This is a genomic window from Bacillus sp. BB51/4, assembly GCF_008368845.1.
Taxonomy (GTDB): domain Bacteria; phylum Bacillota; class Bacilli; order Bacillales; family Bacillaceae_G; genus Bacillus_A; species Bacillus_A wiedmannii.
Genome location: NZ_QOSC01000024.1, coordinates 119,412 through 141,070, shown reverse-complemented (window position 1 = coordinate 141,070; position 21,659 = coordinate 119,412). Strand labels below are relative to the sequence as shown.

Sequence of the window (21,659 nt, the reverse complement as noted above, 5' to 3'; positions counted from 1 at the left end):
CATCGCGTTTCAGCGACTTTCATAATATATCATAGTATATTATTTTCGTCAACAAGTTTTTTAAGATAATTTGTATCTCTCATTTGCTGACTCTGCCTATTATATAGAGTTTTCCATTGCTATGCAAGTATTATTATAAAAAAATAAGAGGAGGAAAAATCCCCCTCTTATTCTTCAGAAGAAACCTCTTCATTAGATTCCTCTTCTTCATCTTTCTGTGCTTTTGCTACCGTCGCTACCTCTTGCTCATCCTCTAATCGAATTAGACGAACACCTTGTGTATTACGTCCCATTTGAGAGATTTGATCAACTGGCATACGAATAATAACACCTGCTGCCGTAATTAACATGATATCTTCTTCACCTGTTACAGATTTAACAGCTACTAATTTACCGTTTTTATCTGTAATATTACAAGTCTTCAGACCTTTACCACCACGGCTTTGTAGACGGTATTCATCAATAGGTGTACGTTTTCCATAACCATTTTTCGTTACGATTAGAACATTTACATCCTCTTCGACAATTTCCATGCCTACAACTTGATCTTCATCACCTAATGTAATTGCTTTTACACCAGCCGCATTACGTCCCATAGAACGCACATCTTGCTCGTTAAAGCGAATTAACATACCATTGCTTGTTCCTACAATAATATCCTTATCACCAGATGTTAAACGTACAGATATTACTTCATCCTCTTCACGAAGAGAGATGGCGATTAAACCATTCGTACGTATATTTGCAAATGATGAAAGTGGCGTTCTCTTAGAAATACCTTGTTTTGTTGTGAAGAATAAGAATTCATCATCACCAAATTCACGAATTGGAATAATGGCGTTAATCCATTCACCCTTATCTACACCTAATAAGTTAATAATAGGTATACCTTTTGCTGTACGACTATACTCTGGGATTTCATATCCTTTCGTACGGTATACTTTCCCTTTATTAGTAAAGAATAAAATGTGATCATGCGTAGAAGTAGTTAATAAATGCTCTACGAAATCATCATCATTTGTTCCCATTCCTTGCACACCACGTCCACCACGGTTCTGTGTTTTGTACGTAGAAGCCGGTAACCTCTTAATATAACCATTATGAGTTAACGTAATAGCGATGTTTTGCTCTGGAATCAAATCTTCATCTTCAATAAATTCCATGCCACCAATTGTAATTTCCGTTCGTCTCTTATCATTGAAGCGTTCTTTTACTTCCGTTAATTCTTCACGAATAATCTCAAGAACTTTCTCTTCATCTGCTAAGATTGCTTTTAATTCAGCGATTAACTTCATTAATTCTTGATATTCTTGCTCAATTTTTTCACGTTCTAATCCTGTTAAACGTTGCAGACGCATATCTAAAATTGCTTGTGCTTGTTTCTCACTTAAACCGAAACGTTCCATTAAGCCTTGTTTTGCAATATCTGCTGTTTTCGAACTACGAATTAACGTAATAACTTCATCTAGATGATCTAGAGCAATTCGTAATCCTTCTAAAATATGAGCACGCGCCTCTGCTTTTTCTAATTCATAAGCAGTACGTCGACGAATTACTACCTTCTGATGCTCCAAGTAATGATATAAATTTTGTTTTAAATTTAGTACTTGTGGTTCTCCATTTACAAGAGACAACATATTAATACCGAAACTTGTTTGAAGTGCTGTATGTTTATATAGATTGTTTAATAGTACATTGGCATTGGCATCACGGCGTACTTCCATAACAATACGCATACCGTTTCGATCTGACTCATCACGTAAATCCGTAATACCTTCAATTTTCTTATCACGAACTAATTCTGCAATTTTTTCAATTAATCGCGCCTTATTAACTTGATAAGGTAGTTCAGTTACGAGAATAGATTGTTTACCATTTGACTTCTCTTCAATTTCAACTTTAGCTCGAAGCATAATAGAGCCTCTACCTGTTTCATACGCTCTTCGAATCCCACTTCGTCCCAAAATTAAACCTGCTGTTGGAAAATCTGGTCCTGGAATAAACTCCATTAATTCCGCAATCGTAATGTCGGGATTATGGCTTAGTGCCAATACACCATCAATTACTTCACCGAGTTGATGCGGTGGAATATTCGTTGCCATACCTACCGCAATACCCGTCGTACCATTCACTAATAAATTAGGGAAACGCGCTGGCAATACAATTGGCTCTCTTTCAGAACCATCATAGTTATCTTGATAATCAATCGTATTTTTTGAAATATCACGTATTAATTCCATAGAAATCTTAGACATTCTTGCTTCTGTATAACGCATCGCTGCTGCTGAATCACCATCAACAGAACCAAAGTTACCATGCCCATCAACAAGCATATAACGTTGACTAAAATCTTGCGCCATACGTACCATCGTCTCGTAAACAGCTGAATCACCGTGAGGGTGATACTTACCGATTACTTCACCGACAATACGCGCTGATTTTTTATACGCTTTATCAGCTGTAATTCCTAAATCATTCATCGCATATAAAACCCTACGATGCACAGGTTTTAATCCATCACGAACATCTGGTAATGCACGAGATACGATAACACTCATTGCGTAATCTAAAAACGAGGTACGCATTTCATGACTAATATTAATTTCTCGAATTCGTGCTTGTTGTTGATTGTCTGACATCAACCAGCACCTCCTCTTACATTTCCGTTACACATACATTGATTTATATGTAGAAGACAGGAATACTTAGATTCCTGTCATTGCCCATTTAAATATCAAGGTTTTTCACGTATTTTGCATTTTCTTGGATAAAGTTACGACGTGGCTCTACTTTATCTCCCATCAAAATTTCAAATGTTTCATCCGCTTCAATTGCATCTTGAAGTGAAACTTGAAGTAATGAACGTACTTCTGGGTCCATTGTCGTCTCCCATAACTGAGTTGGATTCATTTCCCCTAGACCTTTATAGCGCTGAATCCCCGGCTTAGGTTGGGCTGGTAATTCAGCTAAGATTTTTTCAAGTTCCTTATCATTGTACGCATATTGAATTTTCTTACCTTGTTGTACTTTAAACAAAGGTGGCTGTGCAATATATATATAACCGCACTCAATTATTTGACGCATATAGCGATAGAAGAACGTTAATAATAGGGTACGAATATGCGCACCATCAACATCGGCATCCGTCATAATAATAACTTTATGATAGCGTGCTTTTTCAATAGCGAAGTCTCCGCCGATATTTGTACCAATCGCCGTAATAATTGTACGAACTTCATCATTTGATAAAATCTTATCTAAACGTGCCTTTTCAACATTAATAATTTTACCCTTCAGCGGTAAAATTGCTTGGAAATGACGATCACGCCCTTGTTTTGCAGACCCACCCGCAGAGTCACCCTCTACGATATAGATTTCACTAATTGCTGGATCTTTAGAAGAACAGTCTGCCAATTTCCCTGGTAAACTTGAAACTTCTAAAGCACTCTTTCGGCGAGTTAACTCACGAGCCTTTTTAGCTGCTACACGCGCACGCGCTGCCATCGTCCCTTTATCTATAATCTTACGTGCAACATTCGGATTTTCCAGTAAGAACTTTTCAAATGCCTCTGAGAATACTGACTCTGTAATTGTTCTTGCTTCACTATTTCCAAGTTTCGTCTTCGTTTGTCCTTCGAATTGTGGATTTGGATGTTTAATTGACACAATCGCTGTTAAACCTTCACGAACATCTTCACCAGTTAAATTACTATCCGCATCTTTTAAAATATTATTTTTACGACCATAGTCGTTGATCACACGAGTTAAGGCTGTTTTAAATCCTACCTCATGTGTACCACCTTCATACGTATGAATATTATTTGTAAATGAGTAAATATGATTTGTGTATCCTTCGTTATATTGAAGCGCAACTTCAACCTGAATACCATCTTTTGAACCCTCTACATATACAGGTTCTTCATGAATTGGCTGTTTTGAACGATTTAAATGTTCAACATATGATTTAATTCCACCTTCATAATGGAATTCTTTCTTCTGTTTATGTTCACGTTTATCTTCAATTGTTAATTTAATATTACGATTTAAAAATGCTAATTCGCGCATACGAGTTGCTAACGTATCAAATTCGTATACTATTGTTTCCTGAAAAATTTCTGGATCTGGTTTAAATCGAGTTATCGTCCCTGTTTGATCTGTGTCACCAATGACTTTTAAATCCGCAACCGGGATACCTCTTTCGTATTTTTGATAATGGATTTTGCCTTCACGATGTACAAATACCTCTAGTTCTGTTGATAGAGCATTTACTACAGATGCCCCAACACCATGCAAACCACCGGAAACTTTATAACCGCCACCGCCAAACTTACCACCAGCATGAAGAACGGTCATTATAACTTCTACAGCAGGACGTCCCATTTTTTCTTGTATACCAACTGGAATACCACGTCCATTATCCGTTACAAGAATACTATTATCTTCTTCGATACTAACGTTAATTTCATCACAATACCCTGCAAGTGCTTCATCAATACTATTATCGACGATTTCCCACACAAGATGGTGAAGTCCTTTTCCACTTGTAGATCCAATATACATCCCAGGGCGTTTTCGAACCGCTTCTAATCCTTCAAGTACCTGTATCTGACTTTCATCATATGAGTTTTCTTCCATTTGCTTTTGTTCCATTGACACAAAGATCACCTACTTTTCCATTTAAATAGGGATTACGCCCTATCTATTTCACAATCTACCGTGCCGTTCGTTACATGAATTGTTTTCGCTTCTTTTAATGTTTCGTGTTCAATTCCGTCGACACTCGTCGTTGTCACAAATGTTTGCACTTTTCCTTGAATTGTATTTAACAGATGCGATTGACGATAATCATCTAATTCTGATAATACATCATCCAATAAAAGAATCGGATATTCCTTAACTTCTGAGTAAATCAATTCAATTTCAGCTAATTTTAGGGACAGTGCGGTCGTTCGTTGTTGTCCTTGCGAACCAAAGACTTGAACATTTTTACTATTAACGAAGAATTGTAAATCATCACGATGAGGACCAATTAAAGTCGTACCACGGAAAATCTCACGTTGTTTCACAGATTGAAAATTTTCATAGTATACTTCTTTTATTTTCGACAAATCCATTGATTCTGATACATCTACACTTGGTTTATAGACAATTTCTAATTCTTCTAATCCGCGGCTTATACCGCGATGAATTGGAGCTGCCCATTCTTGTAGTAAATGCAAAAATTCAAACCGTTTTTGCAATATTTTTGCACCATGCTCAATAAGTTGAAGTGTAAATACATCCAACATCGTTTCCTCATTCTTACTATTCCCTTGCATCTTTTTCAGCAAGTGATTTCGTTGCGTGAGCACCTTTTGATATTGACTCAATTCATACAAATAGATTGGAGCTATTTGGCCTAATTCCATATCTAAAAAGCGTCTTCTTACTTGAGGGCTTCCTTTTACAAGATTTAAATCTTCTGGGGCAAACATGACAACATTCATCATACCAATATATTGACTCAATTTTTGTTGTTCAAGTTGATTTAATTTTGCCTTTTTACCTTTTTTCGAAATATTTAATTCCAAAGACAAAGAACTATTTCTCTTTTGTAATTTCCCTTTAATTTGACCGAAGTCTTCATCCCAACGGATAAGCTCGCGATCATTAGAGGTTCTATGAGATTTCGCCATCGCTAAAACATAAATAGCTTCCATCAAATTCGTTTTCCCTTGTGCGTTTTCACCGATAATCACATTCACTTTATCTTCAAAGGAAAGCTCTAACTTTTCATAATTGCGATAGTTTTTTAATTGTATTTCTGAAATAAACAAAGGGCTCCCCCTTTATGCCTGAACTTGGAAACTTCCGCTTCCTGGAATTTCAATAATATCGTTCGCATATAATTTGCGACCTCTTCTATTTTCAAGTTCTTGATTCACGTACACTTCATATTCTTGTAAAAACCATTTTACAGCGCCACCTGTATCAATTACATCGGCTAACTTCAAAAATTGTCCTAGTGTAATATACTCTGTTGAAATTTTAATACGTTTCATAAAATCGCTCACTTTCTGAAAGTGTTCATTCTTTCATTGTACTAAATAAACTAACATTAGGAAAGTAATACCCAAAAATCAAATAAGGGCTACTAGTATCTGAAAACTAGCAACCCTTACTTCTGACTTAGTAAGTACGAACCGGTAAAATTAATTGAATAATGGACTCATCATTTACTGTACGAATTAAGAATGGTCTCATCGCACCAGTAAAGCTAATTTTAATTTCAGTACTATCTAAAGCTTTTAGTGCATCCATCATATATTTTGCACTAAAAGATATTTTTAACTCTTCCCCATCCACTTTTTCACATTGAACTTCTTCTACTACTTTCCCAATTTCTGGTGAATTCGAAGAAATTTCTAGCATTTCCTGTTCTAAAGTTGATAATTTTACAACATTATTACGACCATCCCTTGCTAATAAAGATGCACGATCAATTGCTTGTAAAAATTCTTTTGTATTTACAAAAATATCTGTTTTACTTTCGGCTGGAATTAAACGAGTTGTATCCGGATAATTACCTTCTAACAATCTTGAGAAGAATAATAAATGCTTTGTACGGAATAATACTTGATACTCCGTAATAACGATATCTACCATTTCTTCAGACTCATCTAGAATTTTGCTTAATTCATTTAAGCTTTTACCTGGAATAACAACACTCGCTTGAAATTCATCTGCGATTCCTTCGATTTTTGCTTTTCGAAGAGCTAACCTGTGACTATCTGTAGCAATGCAAGTTAATTCGCTGTTATATACTTTCCAGTTTACACCTGTCAAGATCGGTCTTGTTTCAGAAGTGGAAACTGCAAATACAGTTTGTCTGATCATATGTTTCAGTAAATCTGTTGGAATCTTAAAAACATGGTGTTCTTCAATTTGTGGTAACAATGGATATTCAGCAGAATCTAAACCATTTAAATTAAACTCTGATTTTCCAGAAATTATTTTTGTCATAAAATGATTTTCCACAGAAATTTCGACAGTCTCTTTAGGTAATTTTTTTACAATCTCACTAAAATATTTTGCTTGTAAAATAATACTTCCTGATTGTGCTACTTCTACGATCTCTTTTCCATTGTCTTCAACTGGGATAAAAGATTCAATAGAAATATCAGCATCGCTTCCTGTTAACGTAACTCCTTCTTCCGTAGCCACAACTTTAATTCCTGTAAGGATCGGAATTGTTGTACGAGAAGAAACAGCCTTCATTACATCTTGTACACTTCTTACAAGATAGTCTTTTTGTATTGTAAAACGCATAAAGAAAAACCTCCGGTAAGTATAATATTTTATTTAATTAATAAAGATAAAATATAGTAGTAATAGTAATAGGACCTGTGGATATGTGGATAACCCCGTTGAACGATGTAAAAACAGTCTATCTACATGTGGATAGACTGTGCGTAAAACAAGGGGAGTTATTCACACTATTCAGCTACTACTTTAAAATATCGTTAATTTCTTCAACTTGTTTTTGTAATTGCGTATCCGTTTTAAGCAGCTTAGAAATTTTTTCATGAGCATGGATAACTGTTGTATGATCACGTCCACCAAATTCTTCACCGATTTTAGGTAAGGAGTAATCTGTAAGTTCGCGTGATAAATACATTGCAATTTGGCGAGGGAAGGCAACTGATTTTGTTCGCTTTTTCGCCTTGAAATCTTCCAGTTTTATTTGATAAACGTCCCCGACAGCCTTTTGAATATCATAAATGGAGATAATTTTTGGTTTAGAATTTGGAATAATATTTTTAAGTGCTTCAGCTGCTAAATCAGCATTAATATCTTTGTTAATTAAAGATGAATAAGCTACTACTCGGATAAGTGCACCTTCTAGTTCACGAATGTTTGAATCAATTTGATTTGCAATATAAAGCATAACCTCATTTGGTATATCGAGTCCTTCAGCCTTTGCTTTTTTACGTAAAATTGCAATTCGTGTTTCTAAATCTGGTGGCGTAATATCCGTAATGAGTCCCCATTCAAAGCGAGAACGAAGACGATCTTCTAAAGTTGGAATTTCTTTTGGTGGCCGATCACTTGAAATTACAATTTGTTTACTTTCTTCGTGTAATGCATTGAATGTATGGAAAAACTCTTCTTGAGTTTGTTCTTTTCCTGCTAGAAATTGAATATCATCTATCAATAAAACATCTACATTACGGTATTTATTACGAAAATCGACCGCTTTATTATCACGAATAGAATTAATGAATTCATTTGTAAATTTTTCTGATGATAAATATACAACCTTTGCGTTTGGGTTATGTTCAATTACATAATGACCAATTGCATGCATTAAATGGGTCTTTCCGAGTCCAACTCCCCCGTAAATAAAGAGTGGATTATATGCTTTAGCTGGCGCTTCGGCTACGGCCAATGAAGCAGCGTGAGCAAAACGGTTACCAGAGCCAATAACAAATGTATCAAACGTATATTTTGGATTTAGCATACTCTGTGGTAAATGATTAGAATCATCTTGTGCTGAATTTGGTTTAGAAGGAGGAAGATCAATCTCCTCTTCAGCTTGACTTTGGGGAATAATAAAGCGAATAGCTAATTTTGCCCCCGTTAAATCATAAAGTGTTTCCGAAATTAGCTCTGAATAATGAGATTCTAACCAATCACGAGCGAATTCATTTGGAGCTGTAATTGTTAACACGTCTTTCTTTAAATTATGTGCGGTTGTTGATTTTAACCATGTTTCATAACTTGGTTTACTGACCTTTTTTTCTAGTTCTTTTAAGGCGCTGTTCCATAAATCAGAGATGTTTTCCAAAGGTGTCCCTCCTTTACTAAGATGGTAAAAGAATAAGGTTGCGCAACAAATGTACAACCTAAATAAATATAAAATGTATATTTATACGAAACGTATTTTAAAACCTAAAAACGTCGTTTGTATATGAGATAGGGTTTTCGACAAAAAAAGCAAATGTGGATAAGTATTTACCCACATGTGATTAAAACTGTCCACATGTTATACACAAATTGTGGATAAGATAAAGGTGTGGAAAACTTATTCAAAGTGAAAACACAACTATAATATCAAAAAAAAGTAGCTATAGCAATGAATTTAAGAAAGTTATCCACAAAATCAATACCTTGTGGAATAAACTTGTCCACAACACGATATACTGTGTAAAAGTACGAAAAGGGTTTGTGGATATAAAAACCAAGAAAAAACATTTATCCACAAGGAAATATAGGGTCTGTGAAAAAGTATGTGAATAGGTTCAAAATGAATATTTGATGAAAATTTCGAGAACCATTGACATTTTCCTAGTTGATTAACTATAATTTATAGGACTGTCTTTAACAGATATTCCTCAGGGAGGTGTCATATAATGAAAAGAACTTACCAACCAAATAAACGTAAGCGCAGCAAAGTACATGGTTTCCGCAGCCGTATGAGCACAGCGAACGGACGTAAAGTGCTAGCAGCTCGTCGTCGTAAAGGAAGAAAAGTATTATCTGCGTAGACCACTGATCGTTCAGTGGTCTTTTTTTCTAATAATAGTGAATTTCCACTGATGAACTACAGGAGTGTCAATTGATATGAAGAAAAAATATCGTATAAAAAAGAATGATGAATTCCAGACGGTTTTTCAAAAAGGAAAATCGAATGCTAACCGTCAGCTTGTTGTCTATCAACTAGATAAGGGAGAGCAGCCAAACTTTCGTATTGGCCTTTCTGTCAGCAAGAAAATAGGAAATGCAGTAGTGCGTAACCGAATTAAACGTATGATTCGCCAGTCGATCACAGAATTAAAAGATGAGATAGATTCTGGAAAAGATTTTGTTATAATAGCAAGGAAGCCTTGTGCAGAGATGACATATGAAGAATTAAAGAAAAGCTTAATTCATGTCTTTAAACGCTCTGGTATGAAAAGAATAAAAAAGTAGCGTAAGGAAATGAATTACACTATATACATACCGAAACAAGGAGGAGCAGGCTTTGAAAAAGAAAATAGGTTTACTAGCCATGGTTATTGCATTAATGGCAATTGCTACTGGCTGTAGTGAAGTGAATCAGCCGATTACACCGAAAAGTACTGGAATTTGGAATGAATATTTCGTATATCCGCTTTCTCAGTTAATTACGTATTTTGCCAACTTATTTGGTAGTAATTACGGTTTAGCAATCGTTGTTACAACTCTTATCATTCGTTTTGCATTATTACCATTAATGATTAAACAAACGAAGAGTACGAAAGCAATGCAGGCGTTACAACCAGAAATGGTTAAGTTAAAAGAGAAATATAGTTCTAAAGATCAAGCAACACAGCAAAAACTACAACAAGAAATGATGCAGTTATATCAAAAAAATGGTGTAAACCCATTAGCAGGATGTTTACCAATATTCATTCAGATGCCTATTTTATTCGCGTTTTACCATGCGATTATGAGAACAGCAGAAATTAGTAAGCATACATTTTTATGGTTCGATTTAGGGCAGGCAGATCCGTACTATATCTTACCGGTTGTTGCGGCAATTACGACATTTATTCAGCAAAAGCTTGCAATGGCAGGAACAGCTGGTCAAAATCCGCAAATGGCAATGATGATTTGGCTTATGCCAATTATGATTTTAGTCTTTGCAATTAACTTCCCAGCTGCATTATCACTTTACTGGGTTGTTGGTAATATCTTTGGTATCGCTCAAATGTACTTGATCAAGGGGCCAGAAATTAAGGCTAGTAAGGCAGAAGGATCAAGCAAGTGAGTGTAATTACTGCTAAAGGACAAACAGTCGAGCTGGCAGTACAAGATGCTTTAAGGCAACTAAATGTTCTAAAAGACCGAGTAGATATAAATATTATCGATGAGGGTAAAAGAGGGTTCCTAGGTTTATTTGGGAATCGACCTGCAGTAGTAGAAGTTGTATTGAAGAAAGATCCGATTCAAGAATGTGAAGAATATTTAAAAAATATTATTCATGATATGGGTGTGGAAGCTGAGATTAGTAAAATTGTAAAAGGACGCGAGATTGAATTTACAATTTCTGGCGAAAACATAGGTGTTTTGATTGGGAAAAGAGGAAACACCTTGAATTCTTTGCAGTATTTAACAAAACTTGTGGCGAATCGTAGTACGAAGCAGTATATTGGCATCACACTAGATGCTGAAAATTATCGTAGTAAAAGAAAAGGTACATTAGAAGCACTTTCTTATCGATTAGCAAAACAAGTAGTAAGTACGAAAAAAAGAGTTGTGTTGGAGCCTATGCCATCTTTTGAACGAAAGATTATCCACCAAGCATTATCTAATCATCAAAATATCATTACAACTTCTGAAGGAAAAGAACCACATCGACATGTTGTAATATCTTCCAAGTGACCGGTTACTCAATTGAGTGCCGGTTTTTTTGAGGGGAAAATAGGTGTGGATAACTAAAAAACACTAAACTTATCCACTGTGAATAAGTTTAGTGTTTTTCACATGAGGACATAATAAAATGAGTTATTATTCTTTTGTAGATAGGTTCGTTATGGTATTCTAATAATTTAGTGAAGAAAATAATCAAGTTGAAATAGAGATAAATAAGCAAGTGAGGTGAAAGGACATGGAATTTGATACAATTGCCGCGATTTCCACAGCGCTTGGAGAGGGTGCAATTGCCATTGTTCGAGTAAGTGGGGATGATGCGGTTGAAAAAGTTAATCGTATTTTTAAAGGGAAGGATTTAACAGAAGTTCCTTCTCACACAATTCATTATGGTCATATTGTCGATTTAGATACAAATCAGGTTATTGAAGAAGTGATGGTATCTATTCTGCGTGCACCAAGGACTTTTACACGTGAAAATATAGTGGAAATTAACTGTCACGGCGGACTTGTTTCGGTAAATAAAGTATTGCAGCTTATTTTAGCGCAAGGAGTAAGATTAGCAGAGCCTGGTGAATTTACAAAACGTGCTTTTTTAAATGGCCGTATTGATTTATCACAAGCAGAAGCTGTTATGGACTTAATCCGTGCAAAAACAGATCGCGCAATGAACGTAGCGATTAATCAAATGGAAGGACGATTATCTAAATTAATCGGCCGTCTGCGTCAGGACATATTAGAAACGTTGGCTCATGTTGAGGTAAACATAGATTACCCGGAATATGATGATGTGGAAGAAATGACACATAATATTTTAATTGAGAAAGCTACACATGTTCGTACGGAAATTGCAAAAATATTAGAAACATCGAAGCAAGGAAAGATTTTACGTGAAGGTATTGCTACTGCAATCATCGGTAGACCTAACGTTGGGAAGTCATCGCTATTAAATAGTCTTGTTCAGGAGAAAAAGGCAATTGTAACTGATATTGCAGGAACAACTCGTGATGTTATTGAAGAGTACGTTAATGTGCGTGGTGTACCACTTAAACTTATAGATACAGCCGGGATTCGTGAAACAGAAGATGTTGTTGAACGAATTGGTGTAGAGCGTTCAAAAGAAATGATGAGCCAAGCTGATTTAGTGTTAGTTGTCGTTAATTATAGCGAGGCTTTAACGCATGAGGATGAAGATCTATTCCGTGCCGTACAAGGAAAAGATTTCATTGTTATTGTAAATAAGACAGATTTATCGCAAGTAATCGATATGGAACGTGTTACAGAATTGGCAGCGGGAAATCGTATTATTACAACATCGTTAATTGAGGAACAAGGAATAGATGAGCTTGAAAAGGCAATAGCTGATTTATTCTTTGAAGGAACAATTGATTCTGCAGATGTGACATATGTTTCTAACGCGAGACATATTGGATTATTAACACAAGCAGGAAAAACAATTGGAGATGCAATTGAGGCAATAGAAAATGGTGTTCCAATTGATATGGTGCAAATTGATTTAACAAGAACGTGGGAAATACTTGGTGAAATTACTGGTGATACCGTCCATGAAAGCCTAATTGACCAGTTGTTCTCTCAATTTTGTTTAGGAAAATAATATAGCGATGTTTTAGAAAGATAGAGATTTTTAGGAGGAATAAACAATGGGATACAATGCCGGTTCATACGATGTCATAGTAATCGGTGCAGGTCATGCAGGATGTGAAGCTGGTCTTGCGGCAGCACGAATGGGCTCCAAAACATTAATGTTAACAATTAATTTAGATATGGTGGCTTTTATGCCATGTAACCCTTCTGTTGGTGGACCAGCAAAAGGGATTGTTGTTCGGGAAATTGATGCATTAGGCGGAGAAATGGGACGCAACATTGATAAAACATATATTCAAATGCGTATGTTAAATACAGGTAAAGGACCAGCTGTACGCGCGCTTCGCGCACAAGCAGATAAGTTCTCTTACCAGCATGAATTAAAGAAAACAATTGAAGAAACACCAAATTTAACGTTGTTCCAAGGAATGGTTGAGCGTTTAATCGTTGAAGATGGCGAATGTAAAGGCGTAGTTACGCAAGCTGGTGCTGAATATACAGCCAAAACAGTTGTAATTACAACTGGAACATTTTTACGCGGTGAGATTATTATGGGGGATTTAAAATATTCGAGCGGTCCGAATAATCAACAACCATCTATTACTTTATCCGAACATTTAGAGGAGCTTGGATTTGATCTTGTTAGATTTAAAACAGGTACACCTCCGCGTGTAAATAGTAATACGATTGATTACAGTAAAACAGAAATTCAGCCAGGTGATGATAAACCACGAGCTTTCTCTTTTGAAACGACAAAATTTATTATGGATCAAATTCCATGTTGGTTGACGTATACAAGTACGGAAACACATCGTTTAATAGATGAAAACCTACATCGCTCAGCTATGTATTCTGGTATGATTAAGGGAACAGGACCTAGATATTGTCCTTCAATTGAAGACAAAGTAGTAAGATTTAATGATAAACCACGTCATCAAATTTTCTTAGAGCCAGAAGGACGTAATACACAAGAAGTGTATGTACAAGGTTTATCCACAAGCTTACCAGAAGATGTACAACGTGATATGCTTAGAACAATACCTGGCCTAGAAAACGTTGAAATGATGCGTACAGGTTATGCAATTGAATATGATGCAATTGTGCCAACACAACTATGGCCAACACTTGAAACGAAAAAAATTAAGAATTTATATACAGCAGGACAAATTAACGGAACTTCTGGTTACGAAGAGGCGGCAGGACAAGGGCTTATGGCTGGGATTAATGCAGCATGTCGTTCTTTAGGTAAAAAAGAAGTTATTTTAGGTCGCGCGGATGCTTATATTGGTGTCTTAATTGATGATCTTGTAACGAAAGGTACAAATGAACCATATCGCTTATTAACATCTCGTGCAGAATATCGCCTATTATTACGCCACGATAATGCTGATCTTCGTTTAACTGAAGTTGGTCGTGAAATTGGATTAATTAAAGAAGAGCGCTATGAGCGATTTACAAATAAAAAATTAAAAATTGAACAGGAAAAGGAACGTTTAAGCAGCATCATTATTAAACCACGTCCTGAAGTTCAAGAATTAATTCGTAGTATTGGCGGAAGTGAATTGAAAGATGGAATACGTGCAAGTGACTTATTACGTCGTCCAGAGATGACATATGAACATATTCATCTTTTAGTACCAAGTGAAGTAGAATTAAGTGATGAAATTACAGAACAAGTTGAAATTCAGATTAAGTATGAAGGATATATCGAAAAATCCTTACAGCAAGTAGAGCGTATGAAGAAAATGGAAAACAAAAAAATCCCTGTGGATATTGATTATGATGCGATTTCTAGCCTTGCCTCAGAAGCGAGACAGAAATTGAAAGATGTTCGTCCACTTTCAATGGGGCAGGCTTCACGTATTTCTGGCGTGAATCCAGCGGATGTTTCTATTTTACTTGTGTATATTGAACAAGGAAAAATTGCGCGAGTATCGAACCAATAAATAGTAAGGAGATATTGTTAGATGAACATAGAACAATTTCAATCTATGCTAGAAGAGAAGGGTATCACCCTCTCTTCTAGACAGTTAGAGCAGTTCGAAATCTACTTTGAAACATTAGTAGAGTGGAATGAAAAAATGAACTTAACGGCTATTACGGAGAAAGAGGAAGTATATTTAAAACACTTTTTTGATTCCATTACAGCTGCTTTTTATTATGATTTTTCAGAACCATTCTCAATTTGTGATGTTGGCGCAGGAGCTGGATTCCCAAGTATTCCTTTGAAAATCTGTTTCCCGCACTTAAAAGTAACAATTGTAGACTCATTGCAAAAACGTATTAACTTCTTAAATCATTTAGCACAAAAGTTGGAATTAGGTGACGTTGCGTTTTGTCACGATCGTGCGGAAACATTTGGGAAAAAAGAAGGTGTACGTGAATCGTACGATATTGTAATGGCACGTGCAGTTGCGCGTCTTTCGGTATTGAGTGAGCTATGTTTACCACTTGTAAAAGTTGGGGGAACATTCATTGCAATGAAAGGTGCCGCAGCAAACGAAGAAATTGAAAATGGCAAGTATGCTTTAGAGGTGCTAGGCGGGAATTTAAAAGAAATGTCTACGTTCCAATTACCGTTTGAAGAAAGTGAACGTAATATTTTATTAATCGAGAAAAAGCGCAAGACACCAAAGAAATATCCACGCAAACCGGGAACACCCAATAAATTACCTATTGAAAAATAAATCTTATTAGACGTAAGATTAAATTATATAAATGAAAACGTAAATGTTTCATAGGAAACATTTTATGGAGAATAGTCAATAGGCCTAAAAGGTGGTGGAATATGTATGAAAAATACGTTTTCTCGTTTATTTGGCTTTGGAGATAAAGAGAGCGAATTCGAATTACAAGACGAAAGCCATGAAGAAATAGATAAAAAGGTATATGAAGAAATACAAGAAATTCCGATAGTAAATATTACCCCTAACCGTTATCAACCACGAACAGTTTTTGATGATGCACGAATTGAAGAGCTAGCACTAACGATTCGTACACATGGGCTGATTCAGCCGATTGTTGTGAGGCAATATGAGGATGACAAGTACGAGATTATCGCTGGAGAAAGGCGTTTCCGTGCGGCAACAAAGTTAGGGTGGGAAAAGGTTCCTGCAATTATAAAGAACTTAAATGATACAGAGACAGCTTCTGTAGCTTTAATTGAAAACTTGCAACGTGAGGAACTAACAGCAATCGAGGAAGCTGTGGCATATCAAAAGCTAATTGAGTTACATAATTTAACACAAGAAGCATTGGCACAACGACTTGGAAAAGGACAATCCACAATCGCAAATAAGTTGCGATTGTTAAAGTTGCCTGAAGAAATAAAACGTGCGTTATTAGAAAAAAGTATTACAGAACGTCATGCCCGCGCTCTCATTCCTTTAAAGAATGAGGAATTACAACTGAAGGTTTTACAGGAAATTGTGGAGAAACAACTGAATGTAAAACAAACAGAGGAACGAATTGCGAAATTACTAGAAGAAGCCAAACCGAAGCGTAAGGCAAAGCAAAAAGCAGTAAGTCGAGATACGAGAATTGCCATGAATACAATTAGGCAGTCATTACAAATGGTTGCTGACAGTGGTTTAAATGTTAATTCTGCGGAAGAAGAATTTGATGAGTACTATCAAATTACAATTAAAATTCCGAAGAAAAAATAATAATGGCGTGTTAGAGACCTTATCCTATTGGATAGGTCTCTTTTACTATATTTTCTTGTTAGATGAAGAAGGAGTTTAGAAATAAATTTTGAAGTTTAATAAGGACGTAAAAGAAAAACTTTTATTTCATGTTACAATAAACATAATTGTTACTAGAATAAGATAGAAAGGTTGAAAGTAGGTGACATCATGGGAAAAATCATTGCTATTGCCAATCAAAAAGGTGGCGTTGGAAAAACAACAACATCTGTTAATTTAGGGGCTGGATTGGCACAAGTAGGTAAAAAAGTCCTTCTTGTAGATATTGACGCTCAAGGAAATGCAACGACTGGTGTGGGAATTGAAAAATCCGAATTAGATCAATGTATTTACAATGTTCTTGTGGAAGATGCAGATGTTCAAGGGGTTATACGTAAAACCGCAACTGAAAACTTAGATGTTCTACCCGCTACAATTCAATTGGCAGGAGCTGAAATTGAATTGGTACCGACTATTTCCCGGGAAGTACGTTTACAAAGGGCATTACAGCCAGTTCGTGATGAATATGACTATATTATTATCGATTGTCCCCCGTCCTTAGGGTTATTAACGATTAATGCATTAACCGCAGCAGATTCTGTTATTATTCCTGTTCAATGCGAATATTACGCACTAGAAGGATTAAGTCAGCTATTAAATACAGTTCGACTTGTGCAAAAGCACTTAAATAAAAATCTAGCAATTCAAGGTGTATTGTTAACGATGTTGGATGCCCGTACGAATTTAGGGATTCAGGTTATAGATGAAGTGAAAAAGTACTTTAGGGATAAAGTATACCGTTCGATTATTCCTCGTAATGTTCGTTTAAGTGAGGCACCAAGTCATGGGAAACCAATTATGCAGTATGACGCTAAATCAAGAGGGGCAGAAGTATATATAGATTTAGCAGAGGAAGTGATTGCAGGTGGCTAAAGGATTAGGAAGAGGAATTAATGTGTTTTTTCCTGATTTAGATGTGAAAGAAGAAGAGGCAATTCAGGAGATTGTGATAACTGAATTAAGACCGAATCCATATCAACCACGTAAACACTTTAATAAAGAGGCAATTCAAGAATTATCGGCCTCTATTAAAGAGCACGGCATATTGCAACCGTTAATTGCTAGGAAGAGTATTAAAGGATATGAAATTGTTGCAGGTGAAAGAAGATATCGTGCTGCCAAAGAGGCAGGGCTCGAAAAGGTACCTGCTGTTGTAAGACAATTAAATGAGCAGCAAATGATGGAGTTTGCATTGCTTGAAAACTTACAACGAGAAGATTTAAACCCAATGGAAGAAGCAATGGCATATCAAATGTTAATGAATGAGCTAAATGTAACGCAAGAACAATTAGCAAAACGTCTTGGTAAGAGCAGACCTTACATTGCAAATTATACGCGGTTATTAAGCCTCCCTTCTTTTGTGCAAGATATGATTGCAAATGGTCAACTTTCAATGGCCCATGGGAGAACTTTGCTTACTATAAAAGATGAAGAACAATTGAAATCGTTATTAAAACGAATCGAAAAAGAAGGATTAAACGTTCGTCAATTAGAGAAAATTGTTCAGGAGATTAATCAACGCGTTTCACGTGAAACAAAACAAGTGAAAAAAGAGAGAAACATATTTTTCGTAGAACGCGAAACGTTCTTAAGAGAAAAGTTTGGCACAGATGTGAAAATTAAAGAAACGAAAAAAGAAAAAGGTAAAATCGAAATTGAATTTTTTAATAAAGAAGATTTAAATCGTATTTTAGAATTATTAGCGCAGAAAAACTAAAAAGCAAACCATCTTATTATTTATAGATGGTTTGCTTTTTTTAATACAGATAATTTTTGGTCTGTTTCTTTTATACTTTGTGCAATTACATCAGCCATTTTCATGACTAAACTTAATCTTGTATTTTGCAGGACGAAAAACTCCATAAAACCATTTAGATTTACGATGCCATGAATATGTAAATCACCAACTGCAGGTAATTTTTTGTTCATCGCAGCTCCAGGTTTACTAGGCCCCATTCCGGTAGTGATGGAACCGATGCTTTGAGACTTTCCTAAACAGGCATCAACCGCAATTATAAATGAAGTAGGATTATCTTTCTGTATATTCTGAATTCTTTCTTCTAAATTTAGCGCATGCACTGGCTCATCTAGTGTGCCGAACACTTGGAAGTTTTTAATCCCTACTTGTTCTAGTTTCGTACCGACTAACGGACCGAGTGCATCGCCTGTAGAACGATCTGTTCCGATACAAACGAGAATAATCGGTATATTCGTTTTAATAGGGATATGGGAAAGTAAGAAGTTACTAATTGTCTCGGAGGCTTCTACGTCTTGGTGCATAACATTTTGAGTTTCTTTTTCGAAAAAGGGTAAGCGAAAACTTCCAATATTCATGAAGCATCCATCCTTTTAATAAATTTTCAAAATATGTTATATGATGAGTAAAATGGAAAACTATAAGTGCGTATTTCTTGTAAAACTTGAGTGAAAACGGAAATAATAGTACTAGTATATATATATTCGTTCCATTTTATACCTGCATGGAAGTTAACAAATGCAATTAAAGTCATAAAAATTTTTCAGAAATCAGGGTGACTTCTGATACAATGAGAAGGATGATTAAAAAGAAATTTTAGCTGGAGAGGTAGAGGTACATGGATTTAGCGTTGAAATGGTTTGAGTCCATTGATTGGACGAATATAGGTGTGAAATCACTAAAAATAGTCGTTATTTTAATACTTGGTGCAATTATTGTGCGAGTTGCGCGTGCAATTGTACGAAATGCGTTTCGTATGGGAAGCCGTTCGCCAATTCAAATTTCAGAACGTCGTACAGTTACAGTAGCGAAGTTACTTGAAAATATTGTGGCATACGTTGTTATGTTCATTATGTTAATTGCGATTTTGGGTGTGTTTAATATTAATGCATCTGGTTTATTAGCGGGTGCCGGGGTAATTGGTTTAGCAGTCGGATTTGGTGCTCAAAGTTTAGTAAAAGATGTTATTACGGGGTTATTTATTTTGCTAGAAGATCAATTTTCAGTAGGTGACTATGTAAAAATTGGTCAGTTTGAAGGTGTCGTTCTAGAAATTGGACTTCGTACAACAAAAGTAAAGAGTTGGACAGGCGAAATTCATACTTTACCAAATGGAAGTATTATTCAAGTTACGAACTATTCAGTTAGTAATAGTGTAGCATTTGTTGATGTATCCATTTCGTATGAGGCTGACATAGCGAAAGCGGAGCAAGTCATTGAAGAGTTATTAGAAGAATTACCTGCACAGTATACGCAAATGGTAGCAAAGCCTCAGTTATTAGGTGTGCAAACATTGGCTGCATCAGAAGTTATATTACGTGTTATTGCGGAAGTAGAGCCGATGCAACATGCGGTTGTTGCGAGAGCCCTTCGTAAAGAAATTAAAAATCGTCTAGATTTACATGGGATTGAAATTCCATATCCACGTATGGTTTTATATAATCGTGAAGAATTGGTGAGTGGAAAAGCAATTTAGTATGGAGAGGGGTTTGGAGAATGGAGCAAAAGCAGTATAACTTGTACGATGTTGTGGAAATGAAGAAAGCCCACCCATGTGGTGAGAATCGCTGGAAGATTATTCGTATGGGAATGGATATCCGCATTAAGTGCGAGGGATGTGACCATTCAGTAATGATTCCTCGAAGAGAATTTGATCGTAAGGTGAAAAAAATACTTGTGAAGCACGAAGAATAGAGAGAAAGTAACAGTTGCAATGGGTAGCTGTTACTTTTTTTCGTTTGGAGGAAACTTGTCATTTTTTTCGTTACTATCTATAATGATGAAAGATTGAGACATAGGAGTGAAAAATATGGGATTAACGGCTGGGATTGTTGGATTACCTAACGTAGGGAAGTCAACTTTATTTAATGCAATTACACAAGCAGGAGCAGAATCTGCAAACTATCCATTCTGTACAATTGATCCAAACGTAGGGATTGTAGAAGTACCAGATGAGCGTTTAAATAAATTAACGGAATTAGTAGAACCGAAAAAAACTGTTCCGACTGTATTTGAGTTTACTGATATTGCAGGTATCGTAAAAGGTGCTAGTAAAGGTGAAGGTTTAGGAAATAAATTCTTATCTCACATTCGCCAAGTAGATGCAATTTGCCAAGTTGTTCGTTGTTTTGAAGACGAAAATATTACACACGTTTCAGGGAAAGTAGATCCAATCGATGATATTGAAACAATCAACTTAGAGCTAATCTTAGCGGATTTAGAATCTGTTGATAAACGTATCGAGCGCGTTGCGAAGTTAGCGAGACAAAAAGATAAAGAAGCAGTATATGAGCATGAAATTTTAGTTCGTTTAAAAGAAGCTTTTGAAGAGGGAAAACCAGCTCGTACTGTTGAATTTACAGAAGAACAAATGAAGATTGTTAAAGGCCTTCATTTACTTACAACGAAAGAAATGTTATACGTAGCAAACGTAAGTGAAGATGATATTATGGATCCTTCTGAAAATAAATATGTACAAATGGTAAAAGAATTTGCTGCAAATGAAAATTCTCAAGTAATCGTTGTATGTGCAAAAATCGAAGAAGAAATCGCTGAGCTAGACGAGGAAGAGAAAAAAGTATTCCTTGAAGAACTAGGCATTGAAGAATCTGGTTTAGATCAATTAATTCGTGCTGCATATGATTTATTAGGACTTGCTACTTACTTCACAGCTGGTGTGCAAGAAGTACGTGCATGGACGTTTAAACAAGGTATGAAAGCACCACAATGTGCTGGCGTAATTCATACAGACTTTGAGCGTGGATTTATTCGTGCGGAAACAGTTTCTTACGAAGACTTAATGACAAACGGTTCTATGACAGCTGCAAAAGAAGCTGGTAAAGTTCGTTTAGAAGGAAAAGAGTATATCGTAAAAGACGGAGACGTTATGCACTTCCGCTTCAACGTTTAATTTAATATTTCCTAGGAAAAATAAAGATATGAGCTTGGCAAATATATTATGT

General features: G+C 35.8%; 20 protein-coding genes. 13 read left to right on the top strand and 7 right to left on the bottom strand.

Translation table 11 applies throughout. The features are described from left to right. Nucleotides 1-167: 167 nt before the first annotated feature. The 6 genes from gyrA to dnaA all read right to left on the bottom strand — a co-directional run bounded on the left by gyrA (nucleotide 168) and on the right by dnaA (nucleotide 8,827). Entirely contained in the window at nucleotides 168-2,639 is a 2,472-nt protein-coding gene (gene gyrA, locus DN392_RS27545) for a DNA gyrase subunit A (RefSeq protein WP_001282860.1), read from the bottom strand. 88 nt (nucleotides 2,640-2,727) lie between these two features. Next, on the bottom strand, nucleotides 2,728-4,650 hold the full coding sequence (gyrB, locus tag DN392_RS27540; RefSeq protein WP_000435974.1) for a DNA topoisomerase (ATP-hydrolyzing) subunit B: 1,923 nt from the start codon (nucleotides 4,648-4,650) through the stop codon (nucleotides 2,728-2,730). 38 nt (nucleotides 4,651-4,688) lie between these two features. Continuing rightward, nucleotides 4,689-5,816 (bottom strand): DNA replication/repair protein RecF, encoded by a 1,128-nt coding sequence (gene recF / locus DN392_RS27535; RefSeq protein ID WP_000470742.1) that lies wholly within the window; start codon nucleotides 5,814-5,816, stop codon nucleotides 4,689-4,691. Between the two features lie 12 nt (nucleotides 5,817-5,828). Beyond that, the gene (gene yaaA, locus DN392_RS27530) at nucleotides 5,829-6,041 is read right to left on the bottom strand and encodes a S4 domain-containing protein YaaA (RefSeq protein ID WP_000821366.1); all 213 of its coding nucleotides are present in this window, start codon (nucleotides 6,039-6,041) and stop codon (nucleotides 5,829-5,831) included. A 127-nt stretch (nucleotides 6,042-6,168) separates the two neighbouring features. Then, nucleotides 6,169-7,308, bottom strand: a complete 1,140-nt coding sequence (gene dnaN, locus DN392_RS27525; protein ID WP_001212890.1) for a DNA polymerase III subunit beta — start codon at nucleotides 7,306-7,308, stop codon at nucleotides 6,169-6,171. 178 nt (nucleotides 7,309-7,486) lie between these two features. After that, nucleotides 7,487-8,827, bottom strand: a complete 1,341-nt coding sequence (gene dnaA / locus DN392_RS27520) for a chromosomal replication initiator protein DnaA (RefSeq protein ID WP_000428027.1) — start codon at nucleotides 8,825-8,827, stop codon at nucleotides 7,487-7,489. A gap of 565 nt (nucleotides 8,828-9,392) precedes the next feature. On the opposite strand from dnaA, the gene rpmH reads away from it, so the two are divergent. From rpmH to spo0J, 10 genes are all read left to right on the top strand, one after another. After that, nucleotides 9,393-9,527, top strand: coding sequence for a 50S ribosomal protein L34 (gene rpmH, locus DN392_RS27515; RefSeq protein ID WP_000831901.1), 135 nt, complete (start codon nucleotides 9,393-9,395; stop codon nucleotides 9,525-9,527). Between the two features lie 76 nt (nucleotides 9,528-9,603). Beyond that, nucleotides 9,604-9,951, top strand: coding sequence for a ribonuclease P protein component (gene rnpA / locus DN392_RS27510; RefSeq protein WP_000731505.1), 348 nt, complete (start codon nucleotides 9,604-9,606; stop codon nucleotides 9,949-9,951). A gap of 52 nt (nucleotides 9,952-10,003) precedes the next feature. After that, the gene (gene spoIIIJ, locus DN392_RS27505) at nucleotides 10,004-10,771 is read left to right on the top strand and encodes a YidC family membrane integrase SpoIIIJ (protein WP_000726758.1); all 768 of its coding nucleotides are present in this window, start codon (nucleotides 10,004-10,006) and stop codon (nucleotides 10,769-10,771) included. Further along, nucleotides 10,768-11,385, top strand: a complete 618-nt coding sequence (gene jag, locus DN392_RS27500; protein ID WP_000111517.1) for an RNA-binding cell elongation regulator Jag/EloR — start codon at nucleotides 10,768-10,770, stop codon at nucleotides 11,383-11,385. Before spoIIIJ ends, jag begins: the two co-directional genes overlap by 4 nt. Nucleotides 11,386-11,611: 226 nt before the next feature. Continuing rightward, nucleotides 11,612-12,988 (top strand): tRNA uridine-5-carboxymethylaminomethyl(34) synthesis GTPase MnmE, encoded by a 1,377-nt coding sequence (gene mnmE / locus DN392_RS27495; protein WP_000393767.1) that lies wholly within the window; start codon nucleotides 11,612-11,614, stop codon nucleotides 12,986-12,988. A 46-nt stretch (nucleotides 12,989-13,034) separates the two neighbouring features. Further along, nucleotides 13,035-14,924, top strand: a complete 1,890-nt coding sequence (gene mnmG, locus DN392_RS27490; RefSeq protein ID WP_000541059.1) for a tRNA uridine-5-carboxymethylaminomethyl(34) synthesis enzyme MnmG — start codon at nucleotides 13,035-13,037, stop codon at nucleotides 14,922-14,924. A gap of 21 nt (nucleotides 14,925-14,945) precedes the next feature. Further along, nucleotides 14,946-15,665, top strand: coding sequence for a 16S rRNA (guanine(527)-N(7))-methyltransferase RsmG (gene rsmG, locus DN392_RS27485; protein WP_001019619.1), 720 nt, complete (start codon nucleotides 14,946-14,948; stop codon nucleotides 15,663-15,665). Nucleotides 15,666-15,770: 105 nt separating this feature from the next. Next, nucleotides 15,771-16,643 (top strand): nucleoid occlusion protein, encoded by an 873-nt coding sequence (gene noc, locus DN392_RS27480; RefSeq protein ID WP_000799025.1) that lies wholly within the window; start codon nucleotides 15,771-15,773, stop codon nucleotides 16,641-16,643. Nucleotides 16,644-16,832: 189 nt separating this feature from the next. Next, nucleotides 16,833-17,594: a sporulation initiation inhibitor protein Soj gene (gene soj / locus DN392_RS27475; RefSeq protein ID WP_000516117.1), complete on the top strand. Its 762-nt coding sequence runs from the start codon at nucleotides 16,833-16,835 to the stop codon at nucleotides 17,592-17,594. Then, a complete protein-coding gene (gene spo0J, locus DN392_RS27470; protein WP_001051814.1) occupies nucleotides 17,587-18,438 on the top strand; it encodes a stage 0 sporulation protein Spo0J in 852 nt (283 codons plus the stop codon). The genes soj and spo0J overlap by 8 nt, the downstream gene beginning before the upstream one ends. A 20-nt stretch (nucleotides 18,439-18,458) precedes the next feature. Here the strand turns inward: spo0J and yyaC are convergent, their stop codons facing one another. Then, the gene (gene yyaC, locus DN392_RS27465) at nucleotides 18,459-19,055 is read right to left on the bottom strand and encodes a spore protease YyaC (protein ID WP_001020739.1); all 597 of its coding nucleotides are present in this window, start codon (nucleotides 19,053-19,055) and stop codon (nucleotides 18,459-18,461) included. A 260-nt stretch (nucleotides 19,056-19,315) separates the two neighbouring features. On the opposite strand from yyaC, the gene DN392_RS27460 reads away from it, so the two are divergent. The 3 genes from DN392_RS27460 (at nucleotide 19,316) to ychF (ending at nucleotide 21,607) form a co-directional block, all read left to right on the top strand. Next, nucleotides 19,316-20,173: a mechanosensitive ion channel family protein gene (locus tag DN392_RS27460; RefSeq protein WP_000362298.1), complete on the top strand. Its 858-nt coding sequence runs from the start codon at nucleotides 19,316-19,318 to the stop codon at nucleotides 20,171-20,173. A 20-nt stretch (nucleotides 20,174-20,193) separates the two neighbouring features. Further along, nucleotides 20,194-20,391, top strand: a complete 198-nt coding sequence (locus DN392_RS27455) for a DUF951 domain-containing protein (RefSeq protein WP_000436051.1) — start codon at nucleotides 20,194-20,196, stop codon at nucleotides 20,389-20,391. A gap of 115 nt (nucleotides 20,392-20,506) precedes the next feature. Next, nucleotides 20,507-21,607 (top strand): redox-regulated ATPase YchF, encoded by a 1,101-nt coding sequence (ychF, locus tag DN392_RS27450; RefSeq protein ID WP_000524662.1) that lies wholly within the window; start codon nucleotides 20,507-20,509, stop codon nucleotides 21,605-21,607. Nucleotides 21,608-21,659: the final 52 nt, after the last annotated feature.

What these genes read in the sequence shown, in the direction of transcription:
- ychF (WP_000524662.1), top strand. Translation starts at nt 20,507, where the DNA reads ATGGGATTAACGGCTGGGATTGTTGGATTACCTAACGTAGGGAAGTCA.
- mnmG (WP_000541059.1), top strand. Translation starts at nt 13,035, where the DNA reads ATGGGATACAATGCCGGTTCATACGATGTCATAGTAATCGGTGCAGGT.
- noc (WP_000799025.1), top strand. Translation starts at nt 15,771, where the DNA reads ATGAAAAATACGTTTTCTCGTTTATTTGGCTTTGGAGATAAAGAGAGC.
- mnmE (WP_000393767.1), top strand. Translation starts at nt 11,612, where the DNA reads ATGGAATTTGATACAATTGCCGCGATTTCCACAGCGCTTGGAGAGGGT.
- DN392_RS27455 (WP_000436051.1), top strand. Translation starts at nt 20,194, where the DNA reads ATGGAGCAAAAGCAGTATAACTTGTACGATGTTGTGGAAATGAAGAAA.
- DN392_RS27460 (WP_000362298.1), top strand. Translation starts at nt 19,316, where the DNA reads ATGGATTTAGCGTTGAAATGGTTTGAGTCCATTGATTGGACGAATATA.
- gyrB (WP_000435974.1), bottom strand. Translation starts at nt 4,650, where the DNA reads ATGGAACAAAAGCAAATGGAAGAAAACTCATATGATGAAAGTCAGATA.
- soj (WP_000516117.1), top strand. Translation starts at nt 16,833, where the DNA reads ATGGGAAAAATCATTGCTATTGCCAATCAAAAAGGTGGCGTTGGAAAA.
- rpmH (WP_000831901.1), top strand. Translation starts at nt 9,393, where the DNA reads ATGAAAAGAACTTACCAACCAAATAAACGTAAGCGCAGCAAAGTACAT.
- rnpA (WP_000731505.1), top strand. Translation starts at nt 9,604, where the DNA reads ATGAAGAAAAAATATCGTATAAAAAAGAATGATGAATTCCAGACGGTT.
- yyaC (WP_001020739.1), bottom strand. Translation starts at nt 19,055, where the DNA reads ATGAATATTGGAAGTTTTCGCTTACCCTTTTTCGAAAAAGAAACTCAA.
- dnaN (WP_001212890.1), bottom strand. Translation starts at nt 7,308, where the DNA reads ATGCGTTTTACAATACAAAAAGACTATCTTGTAAGAAGTGTACAAGAT.
- rsmG (WP_001019619.1), top strand. Translation starts at nt 14,946, where the DNA reads ATGAACATAGAACAATTTCAATCTATGCTAGAAGAGAAGGGTATCACC.
- yaaA (WP_000821366.1), bottom strand. Translation starts at nt 6,041, where the DNA reads ATGAAACGTATTAAAATTTCAACAGAGTATATTACACTAGGACAATTT.
- gyrA (WP_001282860.1), bottom strand. Translation starts at nt 2,639, where the DNA reads ATGTCAGACAATCAACAACAAGCACGAATTCGAGAAATTAATATTAGT.